The organism is Streptosporangium subroseum (genome assembly GCF_900188345.1).
In the GTDB taxonomy this organism is placed as follows: domain Bacteria; phylum Actinomycetota; class Actinomycetes; order Streptosporangiales; family Streptosporangiaceae; genus Streptosporangium; species Streptosporangium subroseum.
In genome coordinates, this window is the sequence record NZ_FZOD01000001.1 from 206,332 (window position 1) to 219,452 (window position 13,121).

A 13,121-nucleotide genomic window follows, 5' to 3' on the forward strand; every position below is an offset into this window, starting at 1 on the left:
AAGCACGCCATCACTCCGGTTCGACCCGTGGTGGTGTGTCCCTACGAGCGCACGCCACCACCCGGGCTCAACCGACGGTGCAGGTGACCGTGGAGGGCACCCCGTTCGTCCCGGTCCAGCCGGCGCCGAAGCCGAACGTCGTGGAGGCGCCGCCCGCCAGGTTGCCGTTCCAGTTCGTGTTCTTCACGGTGACGTCGGCACCGGTCTGGGTGTGGACGCCGCTCCAGAGCTGAGTGATCGTCTGGCCGTTCGGGAACGACCACTTGACGGTCCAGGCGCTGATCGCCGCGGTGCCGGCGTTCTTCACCGTCACCTCGCCCTGGAAGCCGCCCGGCCAGGAGTTGGTCACCCTGTAGGCCGCGGTGCATCCACCGCTCGTCGAGCCCGGAATGGTCCTGAAGGTGACCGGGCTGGAGGCGGTGGAACTGTTGCCCGCACCGTCACGGGCGATCACATAGAACGAATACGAGGTATCCGGAGACAACCCCGTCACCCCGAACGATGCCGCGGTCGGCGAACCGACCTTCACATCCGTCGCCCCCGCCTCCCGATACACGTCATAACCACTCACCCCAACGGCATCCGTCGAAGCCGTCCACGTCAACGTGGCACCCGAGGAAGTGATCGCCGAGGCGACCGGGGTTCCCGGCCTCGACGGCGGAACGGTGTCCGCCGGCGGGACGACCCCGCCGTTGTCGGCGTAGAGGATGCCCCGGCCGTTGGTGCCGAGGTAGACCCGGCCGTAGACCCGGGGGTCGCCGGTGATGGCCTCGCCCGCGTTGCCGTACTGGTGCTGGTCGTCGTTGATCCTGAGCCAGGTGGCGCCCGTGTCGTCGGAGCGGAACACGCCGCTCACCCCGCCGACCGTGGCGAGCGCGTACAGGGCCTGGTAGCTCCTGCCGGGCGCCGCCTTGCCGAACCCGATGTTGACCGCGCTCGTGACGCCGGACAGCTTGGTGAACGACGCTCCGCCGTTAGTGGAGTGCCAGATGCCCGACGCGCCCGTCTCACCGCCCGCCAGCCAGATGTCGCCCTCGCGGCCGGGCACGGCCTTGAACTTGACGTTGCCCACGGCCGGCAGCCCGGTCGCGGCGGTGGCCGTGAACGAGACGCCGCCGTTGGTGCTGGCGTAGAACGTCCCGGCGTTGAAGCCGTAGAACTTCCCGGCATTGACCCGGTCGGACTCCACCACGGCCCCGGCCGGGAGGCCGGTGGAGGCGGTCCAGGTGTTGCCGAAGCCGACCGAGTAGTGCACGCCCACGCCCTTGGGCGCCCAGACGAACCTGGATCCGTCCGCCGCCGCCGCGACCGTGCCGCCCTCGTTGATCCCGCCGGGCTCGCCGCCCTGGAACCAGTTGGCGCCGCCGTCGGTGGAGAAGGCGACGTGGCTGTCGTTCGGCCGGTCGGCGTCGGCGAAGTTGCCGGACCGGACCATGACGGCCGGGTTGGTCTCGGCGTAGTCGAGGCTGGTCGTCGAGGTGAAGTACGGGGAGGTGAACATCATCGGCGGGACGGCGTCGAGGTTGGTGTGGCGGAAGCCGCCGATGTCGCCCAGCCCGCTGACCAGCGGGGCCCCGGAGGGCGGGCTGATCAGGTCGAGGACCGCGGTCTCCTCAAGCCCCTTCACCATCGGCCTGATCGTGAACTGGGCACCGGCGGTGTCCCATTTCAGCAGGTCCTCGGTGCCGTAGAGCGTGGCGCCCGTGCCGTACATCATGCGGTTGGAGTCGAACGGGTCGATCTCCATCGACTCGGTCATCCAGCCGAGCTTGGGCGCCACCTCGGGTGGTTGCGGGTTCGCCCCGAGGGTCAGCCACGGCGAGGAGGAGACGTCCATCGTGTAGCGGAAGCTACGGTTCGGATACGACGTGAAGTCCCAGACCCTGGTCCAGGTCGCACCGCCGTCGGTGGAGCGGAAGAAGATCACATCCGGCCACCAGGAGATCTGGGTGGCGACCATCAGCGTGCCGGGGCGCTGCCGGTCGACCGTGAGGCCGCTGTAGCCGAAGTAGTCGTCGGCCGAGCTTGAGGGGATCGGGCTGATCTGGGTCCACACGCCGGTGGCCGTGTTGAGCTTCCACACGTCGCCCTTGGCCCCGTCGTACGGCCCGCCGGTGTCGCTGGTGGCGATGTAGAGCGTCTGGCCGGTGTTGTCCAGCACACCCTTGTGCGCGATGTAGCCGATCGGCTGCCCGGCGACCCTGGTCCAGGTGGTCCCGCCGTTGGTGGAGCTGTAGACGGTGTTCTCCTTGTCCGCGACGCCGACGTAGATCTTCTGCGTCGTGTTGCCCGCGGTCGCCGAGGACTTGTCGAAGGTCACCCAGACCACGCCGGGGCGGTGGCTGAGGTATCCGTTGGGGTCGGCGGGGTCCTGGGCGTAGTTGCCCGGGTTGGGGAAGGACGCCACCTTCGCCCAGGTCACGCCCTTGTCGGTGCTGCGCCACAGGCCGTTGCCGTCGGGCGCGCCCAGATACACGATGCTGTTCCTGTTGGGGTCGACGGCCAGCCGCTCGCCCATCCCCCGGCCCGGCATGTTGCCGCCGAGCTTGAACGGCAGCGCCGTGGCCTGCCAGGTCGCCCCCTTGTCCGCCGAACGCAGGATCGCGCCGTTGTTGGGGTCCCAGCTGTTGGTGTACATCCCGGCGGCGACGTAGACCCTGCCGGTCTCCACCGGGTCGGTGGCAAGGCTGACCACGCCGTTGTAACCCCACTTGTCCAAGCCCACCCAGTCGAGCAGCGGGGTCCAGCTCTTACTCGACTGCTCCCAGCGGTAGGCGCCGCCGATGTCGGTGCGGGCGTAGATCAGGTTCTTCTCGGTCTGGTTGAAGATGATCCCCGGCACGAACCCGCCGCCGTCGATCCTGACGTTCTTCCACTGGTACGGCTCGGCGGCGGCCACGGACGAGGACGCTGACGCGGTCCCGCCCGCGACGGCCGCGCCGACCGTCGCGCACGCCACCGCCACGGCGGTGAGCATGCTGAACAGCCTTCTTCGCATGTACGGCTTCCCTTCGCAAAGCAACGGACAAACCGCCATGCACGATCAGGTGGCGGGACCCTGACCGTCAGCCGCCCATGATGCGCGTGCATGAACGCCCAGAGAGTCACACGCCGAACCCTGGGCCGTCAATAGTTTGGAGACACAACTAACAGGCACGCGGCAAAACCCGCGAAACTTCCATAAGTTTCGCCTGGAACACGGAGTAACGGCCGTCCTCATCCAGGGTCCGCCCGACCGTCGAAACCGGCTCGCGCGGAGCGAATCAAGATCGCGAATGCGCCGGTGAGCTCCGGGCTCTCCCCGGCCGCCGACAGGGCCCGTCTCCCGCACGGCGATCCCGAACGGCGCCCGCTAGCACGAGGGGGCGCAGCCGTCGCGCGGGGCGACCATCAGGCGCGAGCCGGGTCCCCGGGCGGCGGCCACGTCGTCGGGGTTGGACAGCGCGCAGCGGTCCAGGGAGAGGCAGCCGCAGGCGATGCACTCGGTCAGGCCGTGACGGAGCCGTTCGAGCTGCTTGATGCGGTCGTCCAGCTCGCCCTGCCACCTCGCCGAGAGCCTCGCCCAGTCCTCGCGGGTGGGCGTGCGCTCGCCGGGAAGCGCGGAGAGCGCGTCCTGGATCACCTTCAGCGGGATCCCCACGCGCTGGGAGACCCTGATGAAGGCGATCCTGCGGAGCGTGTCGCGGGAGAAACGACGCTGGTTGCCCGCCGTACGACGGCTGCGAATCAGGCCCTTGGACTCGTAGAAGCGCAGGGCGGAGACGGCGACCCCGCTGCGCTCGGAGAGCTGGCCGACAGTGATCTCCGGATTGTTGGGCATGCCTTACTTTAACTTGACCTCAAGCAAGGTTGAGGTTGAATGCTTGAATCATGACGTTCACGCAGGCAGAACTCGACTACCTCGCCACGCAGCACCTGGGCCGCCTGGCCACGGCCGGCGCCGACGGGGTGCTCCAGAATAGTCCGACCGGTTTCCGCCACAATCCCGAGACCGGCACCATCGACATCTACGGGCGCGCGATGGGGACGACCAAGAAGTTCCGCAACGTGCGGGCGAACGGCCAGGTGGCCTTCGTGGTGGACGACCTCGCCTCGGTCGACCCCTGGCGGGTCAGGGGCGTGGAGATCCGCGGCACGGCCGAGGCCGTCGAGGACCACGACCCGCCCTCGCCGTACATGAGCCGCGAGATCATCCGTATCCACCCCAGGCGGATCATCTCATGGGGCGTCGACCCCGCCCAGGCGGGCATGGAGGGCCGCGACGTCTGAACACCGCGCATGACCGATCCGGCAGCCGGGTCGGCTGCCGGGTCGTCACCCGATGGTGGGTGACCGCCGGCCCGCCGGTGGCCGTTCCCTGTTCCGTCAGTCAACGGCAGGCAGTCGAGAGCACCTGCTATTCAGCCCCAAGGAATGATCAGGTATGAATAGGCACATGACGAGGACACTGGTGCTTGGTGGCGGGGGTATAGCGGGAATCGCCTGGGAGGCCGGGATCATCACCGGCCTGCGCCGCGCGGGCGTGGATCTGGGAGAGGCCGATCTGGTGATCGGCACCTCGGCGGGGTCGGTGGTCGGGGCGCTGGTGACCACCGGCGCCGATCTGGAGAGTTCGGTCGGCACCCAGGCGGAGACCGCGGCCGCGAAGGCTCCCCCGGTCGACATGGAGCCGGTGATGGCCGCCTTCGCCCTGCTCTACGACCCCTCCCTCGAACCCCAGGAGGCCAGGCGCCGGGTGGGCGCGATGGCTCTGGCCGTGGAGGACACCGGAGCCAGGATCGAGACCGTCGGCAACCGGCTGCCCGTGAAGGAGTGGCCGGAGCGCCGCCTGATGATCACCGCGGTCGACGCCGGGACCGGCGAGTTCGTGGTCTGGGACCGTGACTCCGGGGCATCGCTGGTGTTGGCCGTCGCCTCCAGCTGCGCGGTCCCCTGCGTGTACCCGCCGGTGGAGATCAACGGGCGCCGTTACATGGACGGCGGGGTCCGTTCGGCGACCAACATCGACCTGGCGGCGGGCAGCTCCACCGTGGTGATCCTGGAGCCGCTGGCGAGCATGGCGCCGCGGCAGCGCTTCGAGGCCGAGGTCGCCGAGCTCGGCGACGCCACCGTCGCCCACGTGGGCCCCGACGAGGCGTCCATGACCGTGTTCGGCTCCAACGTCATGGACGGCGCACTGTGGCGCCCGGCCTTCGAGGCCGGTCTCGCCCAGGCTCCGGCCGTCGTGGAGATCGTGGCGAAGGCCTGGCGGGACTGACGTCCCGTGAGCGGAGACGGCCACGAGGACGCGGCCTGGGCCGACCTCCCGTGAGCCGGGACGACGGCCCAGGCGTGGCGGGTCTGGCGGGGCCGGACGGAGGCGAGGCCACCGGCCGGCCGGCCCCGCTGTGGGTGGTGAGCGGGCCGCCGGGCGCGGGGAAGTCGACCGTGGCGGCGGCACTGCTCGCGCTGCTCGATCCGGTGCCCGCGCTGCTCGACAAGGACACCCTCTACGCCGGGTTCGTGGCGGCCACCCTCCGGGCCCACGGTCGTGAGCCCGGAGAGCGCGAGGGACCCTGGTATGACGAGCACGTCAAGCGGCATGAGTACGAGGGGATGACGGCGACGGCCCGGCAGATCCGCTCCCACGGCTGCCCGGTGATGATCGAGGGGCCGTTCACCGGCCAGGTGCACGACGCGGAGCGGTGGGAACGCTGGGTCGAGGAACTGGGCGGGCCGCCGGTCCACCTGATCTGGATCCGCTCGGACGGCCCGACCCTGCGCTCCCGGCTGGAGGCCAGGGGACTCGCCAGGGACGCGGGGAAACTGGCCCGATTCGAGGACTACCTGCGGGCGATCAAGGTGGACGAACCGCCCGCCGTGCCGCACATCGAGATCGACAACCGCCCCGGCGCCCCCTCCCTGGCGCTCCAGACGGCCATGATCACGGCACCCGGAAGCGGATCATGACTCAGGACAGGCCGGCTGCCAGCCGGTGACCTGCGGGGATGAAGGGCCTCAGCGCGCGCTGCCGGCCAGTGATCTGCGGGCGTAGGCGCGGACGTCGGCGTCGGGGTCGTCACCGGCCGCGCGCAGGGCGCGGGTCACGTCGGGCCGGGACGTCCAGGGGGCCAGGGCGAGCACCGCGGCCTTGCGGACGTCGAGGTTGTCGTCGGACAGGACGGTCAGGAGCGGTCCGACGGCGACCTCGGGCGTGGCTGCGGCCAGGCATCTGGCCGCGCCGACGCGGACCTCCCAGGCGGGGTCCTTCAGCGCCCGTACGGCCTGCGCCTCCAGAGGGTCCGCGACCGCTCCGGAAGATTCCAGGGCGGCGGCCCTGACGAGCGGGTCCGGATCCTCCGCGAGCCGGGCCAGGGCGGCGGAGGGCCTGCCGACGAGGCCGAGGCCGCGGGCGACCCAGACACGGACCTCACGTGCGGGATCGTCTGCGGCCGCGGCCACCAGGGCGGTCTCGTTCAGCGAGACGAGGCCGCGGATGGCCTCGATCCGGACTCTGCGGTCGGTGTCGGAGACGGCCCCGGCGAAGATCTCGCTTCCCCCCAGGCGCAGGGCGCGCAGGGCGTCCACCGCGGTGGCGCGTACCACCGGGTCGGGGCTCGTGACCCGCTCTGTCAGGCCGCCGCCCAGCTCCGGCGTGGCGGGCAGCACCTCCAGTAGTTCGCGGAGCCCGGTCGCCGCGGCCCGCCGTACGGTGCCGTGGCCGTCGGCGAGGGCGGCGATCAGCGCGGCACCGGTCCCCTCGGGCACGGTCTCGGTCAGCGTGGCGATCGCGGCCCGCCGGATCTTCGGGTCCTCGTCGGAGAGGTAGGGGGCGAGCTGGGCGACGCCGGGCTGGTCCTCGGCGAGCCGCTGCAGCTCCAGGATGCGCGGGGAACGGCCCACCGAGCCCCGCTCCGCCCCGCCCACGCTCGCCCGCCGTACCGCGGCGGTGGTCCGGGCCCCGAGGAGCACCGGCTCGGTGCCCGTGGGCTGGAACTCGGCCACGGGCACGAGGTAGGGCTCGACCGGCCGTTTGAGGAACTCCATGGCGCCGTCGGCGCGCTTGCGCAGGTTGAGGTGGAACAGCCAGTCGGCGTCGTCCCGTTCGGGAAGATCGGCCCTCTCGTGGTAGAGACCCCAGCGGCTCTCGGTCCGGGTGAGGGAGGAGCGGGCGGCCATCTCCGCGCAGTCGCGGATGAAGTCGACCTCGGCGCAGCGCATGAGCTCGTGCGGGGTCCGCGCGCCCATCTCCGCGATCTCGCCGCGCATCCGCTCGAAGGACTCCAGCGCGATCTCCAGCTTGGCGCCGGTCTTGGGCGGGGCGACGTAGTCGTTGACGAAGCGGCGCAGTTTGTACTCGACCTGCGGTTGCGGAGGGCCGTCGGGGTTGCGGAGCGGGCGGTAGACCAGCTCGTGGGCGGCGGCGATCTGGTCCTCGGGGAGCGTCTGCGGCACGGCGTGGCGGGCGGCGGCGTGGGTGCCCGCCAGGTCTCCGAAGACGAACGCGCCGATCATGTAGTTGTGCGGCACGCACGCCAGGTCGCCCGCCGCGTAGAGGCCGGGGACGGTGGTCGCGCCGTTCTCGTCCACCCACACGCCCGACGCGGAGTGCCCGCCGCACAGGCCGATCTCGGAGATGTGCATCTCCACGTCGTGGGTGCGGTAGTCGTGGCCGCGCCCGGCGTGGAAGGTGCCTCGGGTGGGGCGCTCGGTGGAGTGCAGGATGCCCTCGACGGCGCTGACGGTCTCGTCGGGCAGGTGCGAGAGCTTGAGGTAGATCGGGCCGCGGGCCGAGGCGATCTCCCTCGACACCTCGGACATCATCTGGCCCGACCAGTAGTCGGAGTCGACGAAGCGCTCGCCCCTGCTGTTGACCTGGTAGCCGCCGAACGGGTTGGCCACGTAGGCGCAGGCGGGACCGTTGTAGTCCTTGATCAGCGGGTTGATCTGGAAGCACTCGATGCCACTGAGCTCGGCACCCGCGTGGTAGGCCATCGCGTAGCCGTCACCGGCGTTGGTCGGGTTCTCGTAGGTGCCGTAGAGGTAGCCGCTGGCGGGCAGGCCGAGGCGCCCGCAGGCTCCGGTGGCCAGGATGACCGCGCCCGCCCTGACCGTGACGAACCGGCCAGAGCGGGTGTCGAACCCGGCGGCCCCCACCGCCCTGCCCCCCTGGGTGAGGATCCGCACGGGCATGAAGCGGTTCTCGATACGGACCAGCGAACGGATGTCGCGACGTCGCAGCACCCGGTAGAGCACCTTCTTGACGTCCTTGCCCTCGGGCATGGGGAGCACGTAGCTGCCCGAGCGGTGCACGCGCCGCACCGCGTACTCGCCGTACTCGTCCTTCTCGAACTTCACCCCGTAGCCTTCGAGCCGCTTCACCATGGCGTGGCCCCGCGTGGCCGTCTGGTAGATCGTCTTCTGGTTGACGATCCCGTCGTTGGCCCGGGTTATCTCGGCGACGTAGTCCTCGGGGGTGGCCTTGCCGGGGATGACCGCGTTGTTGACGCCGTCCATGCCCATGGCCAGTGCCCCGCTGTGCCGTACGTGGGCCTTCTCCAGCAGCAGCACCCGCGCGCCGTGCTCGGCCGCGGTGATCGCGGCCATGGTTCCGGCGGTGCCGCCGCCCACGACGAGCACCTCGCATTCGAGGTCGAGGCGGTCGTCGATCGAGGGGATCTCCACTGCAGCTCCTTCGGGATCCGTTCGCGGGAGTCCGCGCGGCCGGCATGGGGATCGCGCGGTTCGGCGGGCAGGGTGGCGACCGTGGTCGCCTCCCACGTGCGCGGCCTTTCAGCGCGGCGGGCTTTCAGCGCAGCAGGTAGGGGATGTTGATGGTGACGGCGTCCACGGGGCATCGGTCGGCGCACGGCCCGCAGTACCAGCACTCGTCGACGTGCATGTACGCCTTGCCCGTCTCGTCGCTGATCGCGAGGGAGTCGAGCGGGCAGACGTCGACGCAGAGCGTGCAGCCGTCGATGCAGAGCGCCTCGTCGATGGTCACCGGGACCTCGACGCGCTGAGTGATCATGGCCATGTCTTCTCCATTGAGTCGTTCAGGGAGCGCCGCAGGTGGCCGCGCATGGTCAGGCGGTCACCGCGGAAGCGGATGAACTCCAGATCCACCGGTCGCCCGTCGGCCAGGTGGGCGAGCCGTTCGATCATCAGCAGCGCCGCGCCGCGCGGGGCGCCGAGCACGGCCGCGGTGTGCGCGTCGGCGTTGACGGCCTCCAGGCTCAGCTCGGCCAGCCCGAGTTGCTGCCCGGCGATCCGCTCCAGGAGCACGAAGATGTCGTTGTGCTCCAGGTCGGCGTCGAACAGCGGTTCACCGACGTCGCGGACGAGGTAGGTCAGGTCGAGCGAGAGCGGCAGCCCGTTGAGCCGGCGCAGGCGCTCGACGTAGACGACCGACTCTCCCGCGGCCAGGCCCAGCCGCCCGCTGACCGCCGGGGGCGGTTCGATGAGGGACATCGCGCGGACCTCGTTGGTCACCTCGCCGTGCTCGTGGAGGACCTCGGCGAGCCCGAGCAGCCGGTGCAGACCGTGCGGGTACCTCTCGCCCGAGACCGTGGTGCCCACGCCGGGACAGCGTTCGATCAGCCCTTCGTCCCGCAGCAGGTCAAGCGCGTCGCGGACGGTGTTGCGCGAGGTGCCGAACTCGCGGGCGAGCGCGGCCTCCAGCGGTAGCCGCCCTCCGCCGAACCGCCCGTGCGTGATCTCCCCGCGCAGGAGGTCCGCCACCTGCCGGGCCCGATCGGCCCTGGGGCGCCGTCCGTCCGCGAGCGCCGGTACGGCGGTCACCTTGTCCATGCATGCAACCCTAGCTACCAGGTAGGAAAATAAGGGTAACGTTCGGATTGCGCCATCTAGGGCACCAAAAAAAGGTCCCCCACCTGGCGAAACGCATCACCAGACGGGAGACCCGCCACCTTGCGAACTCAATATTTCAGGCCTGATCACGGGATCGGGCACAGCCCGATACCCCAAGCCGCCGGCCGCAGGGCCGAGGACGGCTCGACATTCCATCGTGAGGTTGTGGGGTTGTGGAGCCACGGATGGTCAGCGCAGCCGGGCGCCCGCCCGCAGCCGCTCGGGATCGACATCCCGGGCGGGGTGTCGGCGCAGATATTCCTGCTCCAGTTCCTCGGACCGCGTGGTGTGGTTGGCGAGCGCCTCATCGGAACCGTGCATGAGCGTCTCCGTCCGGGTCGCGTGCAGTTGTCGCAGCTCACGGAAGAGGTCGTCCTCGGACAGGTCCTTCGGATCAATTCCCATCGTCATAGGACTCGCCTACCCCGTCACGGCCCACCTTCACCTCCCGGTCGCCCCGGCGATGCTTCCTGTTGGAACGATTCGACGAAAATCCGTCAGATTTCGTGACACATTTGCATTGCGGGCATACCGATGTGGCCTTACGTTCCCGGTATGGACCTCGAGCTCCGACACCTCAAGATCGTCCGCGCGGTCGCCGATGCCGGGAGCGTCACCAAGGCGGCCACCAACCTGGGTCTGGCCCAGCCTGCGCTGACGGCGCAACTCAAACGCATAGAGCGGGTGCTCGGCGGTGCTCTTTTCGAACGCGACCACAACGGCGCACGAGCCACGCCCCTCGGGGAGCTGGTGCTGTCCCGGGCGATGGTGCTGCTGCCCGCCGCCCGGGAGCTTCAGGAGGAGGCCGTCAGGTTCGCCAACGCGAGCGTGGACGTCCCCAGATATCGGCTGGGCGCCACCAACGGCCCGATCCTGGGCGGACTGGTGGACCGGCTCGCCACGGCATGGCCGACGACACCGGTGAGCACCCACACCTCCTGGTCTGCCAAGGAGCTCACCACGATGGTCATGCTCGGCCGGGTCGACTTCGCGATCATCGGCGCCTGCGGGGAGAGCTCGCCTCCGGTGGAGGGACCGGTGGCGTGGCTGACCGTGGGGACGGACCCGGTCTTCGTCCTGCTGAACGAGGATCACGCCCTGGCGGGCAGGAAGGAGGTCGAGCTGGCCGAGCTGGCCGACGAGCAGTGGACGGTCACCCCCGGTGACAGCTGCTTCGGCGACTGCTTCGCCACGGCCTGCGCCCGCTCGGGTTTCACGCCCAAGACCATCTACGAGACCGATGTGGCCACGTGCATGCACCTGGCCAAGGTCGGCCGCGCCGTGGCCCTGTGCCAGGCGACCTTCCAGCCGGCTGAGGGCCTGGCGCTGGTGCCGCTCACCGGTGCCCCGCTGCGCTGGCGGCAGTTGCTCGGCTGGCATCCGGAGACGTCCACCGCCGGAGTCGTATCGACGATCTTCGAGCACGCGAAGGCCGCCCACACCGACGCGGTACGGCGGAGCAGGCGATACGCCGGCTGGCTGGCCGACAATCCGGGCTTCGGTACCTCTCCGTGACGTGATGATCTCTCCATAACGTGGCGATAGGTGACATCTGATAGAGCCGTGCCTCATGTGAACCCCGTTACGTTTGCGCCACCCCCCACATGAGGAGATCAACCCATGCTCCGCAGAAGTGCCGTGACGGCGGGCTTCGCGCTCGCCCTCACACTGGTGGCCACCCCCGCCATCTCCCAGACCGGACCCGGCGGAGAAACCGCCGCCCCGACGGCGTTCGCCCAGGCGCAGGCCCAGGCCGCGGCCGCCGCCCAGCCCGCACCCGCCATGATCGAAGGACTCACGCGCGACCTCGGAATCACCGCCGAGCAGGCCGCGACCCGTCTGATCAACGAGGCCGCCGCCGCCAAGGTCGGACCCGCCCTCCGCGAGCAGCTCGCCGCCGGCTTCGCCGGGGCCTGGGTGACCGGCCCCACCTCCACCTTCGTGGTCGCCACCAGCGACTCGACGAAGGTCACCTCCATTCTCCGCGCCGGTGCCGAGGCCAAGCTCGTCAAGCACTCGCTGGCCGCGCTCGACGCCGCCAACGCGCAGCTCGACGCCGCCGCCGGCACGTCGAAGTCGGTGCCCTCCTGGTACGTCGACCTCCAGAGCAACAGCGTCGTGGTGCTGGCGGCCGACCCCGCCGCCGCCGAGGCGTTCGTGAGCGCCAGCGGCGCCGACAGGTCCCTGATCCGCGTGGAGGCCTCCACCGAGCAGCCCCGGCCGCTCTACGACGTCCGCGGCGGCGACGCCTACTACATCGGCAGCGGCTCCCGCTGCTCGGTCGGCTTCTCGGTCACCCGCGGCACCCAGGGCGGCTTCGCCAGCGCCGGTCACTGCGGCACCGCCGGAGCCACCACCAAGGGCTCCAACCAGGTCGCGCAGGGCACCTTCCAGGCCTCCTCCTTCCCCGGCAACGACTACTCGTGGGTCGCGGTCAACTCCAACTGGACCCCGACCGGCGTCGTGAACGGCTACACCAACGGCATCGTCCAGGTCGGCGGATCCGCCGACGCGGCCGTGGGTTCGTCGGTCTGCCGGGCGGGCTCGACCACCGGCTGGCACTGCGGCACCATCCAGGCCCGCAACGCCAGCGTCACCTACCCCGAGGGCACCATCACCGGCCTCATCCGCACCAGCGTGTGCGCCGAGCCCGGCGACTCCGGCGGCTCCCTCATCTCCGGCAGCCAGGCGCAGGGCGTCACCTCCGGCGGATCGGGCAACTGCTCCTCCGGCGGCACGACCTACTTCCAGCCGATCAACGAGATCCTGCAGGCCTACGGACTCACCCTGACCACCGGCGGAACCACCCCGCCGCCCACCGGCGGGTGCACCGGCTACCAGAACACCTACACCGGCACCCTGACCTCCAACCAGAGCGCCTACGCGACGAGCAGCACCGGCTACAGCGCCGCCGCCGGCGTGCAGCGCGTCTGCCTCGACGGTCCGACCGGCACCGACTTCGACATCTACCTGCAGAAGCTGAGCGGCTCCACCTGGACCAACGTGGCCAGCGGGGCCACCGCCAGCCCCGACGAGGCGTTCACCTACACCGGCACCGCGGGCACCTACCGCGTCCGGGTCCACGCCTACAGCGGCTCCGGCGCCTTCCGCCTGGGCCTGACCAGGCCGTAGGAACCTCCAGGGCCGATCGGTCCATGAGCGCCCCCGGGTCTGACCAGGCCATAAGCGCCCAGGACCGACGGTGAGCCAAGCGCCGCCGCCGCTTCCGTGAACTCTCACGGGAGCGGCGGCGGCGCCGTCATGCCCCCGGG

11 protein-coding genes are annotated in these 13,121 nt (G+C 70.4%); 5 read left to right on the top strand and 6 right to left on the bottom strand.

The window, feature by feature from the left end; all coding sequences use genetic code 11:
- Positions 1 to 67: 67 nt before the first annotated feature.
- Positions 68 to 2,998: a cellulose binding domain-containing protein gene (locus tag CHC08_RS00965; RefSeq protein ID WP_089205192.1), complete on the bottom strand. Its 2,931-nt coding sequence runs from the start codon at positions 2,996 to 2,998 to the stop codon at positions 68 to 70.
- Positions 2,999 to 3,352: 354 nt separating this feature from the next.
- Positions 3,353 to 3,820 carry a redox-sensitive transcriptional activator SoxR gene (gene soxR, locus CHC08_RS00970; protein ID WP_089205193.1) on the bottom strand — a complete coding sequence of 156 codons (468 nt, stop codon included), beginning with the start codon at positions 3,818 to 3,820 and terminating at the stop codon, positions 3,353 to 3,355.
- A gap of 50 nt (positions 3,821 to 3,870) precedes the next feature.
- Here soxR and CHC08_RS00975 point away from each other — a divergent pair, with 50 nt between their 5' ends.
- From CHC08_RS00975 to CHC08_RS00985, 3 genes are all read left to right on the top strand, one after another.
- Positions 3,871 to 4,269, top strand: coding sequence for a PPOX class F420-dependent oxidoreductase (locus CHC08_RS00975; RefSeq protein ID WP_089205194.1), 399 nt, complete (start codon positions 3,871 to 3,873; stop codon positions 4,267 to 4,269).
- 166 nt (positions 4,270 to 4,435) lie between these two features.
- Positions 4,436 to 5,257 (top strand): patatin-like phospholipase family protein, encoded by an 822-nt coding sequence (locus tag CHC08_RS00980; protein ID WP_089205195.1) that lies wholly within the window; start codon positions 4,436 to 4,438, stop codon positions 5,255 to 5,257.
- Between the two features lie 74 nt (positions 5,258 to 5,331).
- Positions 5,332 to 5,949 (top strand): P-loop nucleotide/nucleoside kinase family protein, encoded by a 618-nt coding sequence (locus CHC08_RS00985; RefSeq protein WP_089205196.1) that lies wholly within the window; start codon positions 5,332 to 5,334, stop codon positions 5,947 to 5,949.
- A 48-nt stretch (positions 5,950 to 5,997) separates the two neighbouring features.
- Here the strand turns inward: CHC08_RS00985 and CHC08_RS00990 are convergent, their stop codons facing one another.
- From CHC08_RS00990 to CHC08_RS01005, 4 genes are all read right to left on the bottom strand, one after another.
- On the bottom strand, positions 5,998 to 8,664 hold the full coding sequence (locus CHC08_RS00990; RefSeq protein ID WP_089205197.1) for a fumarate reductase/succinate dehydrogenase flavoprotein subunit: 2,667 nt from the start codon (positions 8,662 to 8,664) through the stop codon (positions 5,998 to 6,000).
- Positions 8,665 to 8,788: 124 nt separating this feature from the next.
- A complete protein-coding gene (locus CHC08_RS00995) occupies positions 8,789 to 9,016 on the bottom strand; it encodes a 4Fe-4S dicluster domain-containing protein (protein WP_089205198.1) in 228 nt (75 codons plus the stop codon).
- Complete coding sequence (locus CHC08_RS01000; protein ID WP_089205199.1) at positions 9,007 to 9,789, bottom strand: GntR family transcriptional regulator; 783 nt, start codon at positions 9,787 to 9,789, stop codon at positions 9,007 to 9,009. Before CHC08_RS01000 ends, CHC08_RS00995 begins: the two co-directional genes overlap by 10 nt.
- 249 nt (positions 9,790 to 10,038) lie before the next feature.
- Complete coding sequence (locus tag CHC08_RS01005; RefSeq protein WP_089205200.1) at positions 10,039 to 10,260, bottom strand: DUF6158 family protein; 222 nt, start codon at positions 10,258 to 10,260, stop codon at positions 10,039 to 10,041.
- 144 nt (positions 10,261 to 10,404) lie between these two features.
- On the opposite strand from CHC08_RS01005, the gene CHC08_RS01010 reads away from it, so the two are divergent.
- Both CHC08_RS01010 and CHC08_RS01015 read left to right on the top strand, forming a co-directional pair.
- Positions 10,405 to 11,364, top strand: coding sequence for a LysR family transcriptional regulator (locus CHC08_RS01010; RefSeq protein ID WP_089205201.1), 960 nt, complete (start codon positions 10,405 to 10,407; stop codon positions 11,362 to 11,364).
- A gap of 105 nt (positions 11,365 to 11,469) precedes the next feature.
- Complete coding sequence (locus CHC08_RS01015) at positions 11,470 to 12,981, top strand: S1 family peptidase (protein WP_089205202.1); 1,512 nt, start codon at positions 11,470 to 11,472, stop codon at positions 12,979 to 12,981.
- The last annotated feature ends 140 nt before the right edge of the window (positions 12,982 to 13,121 follow it).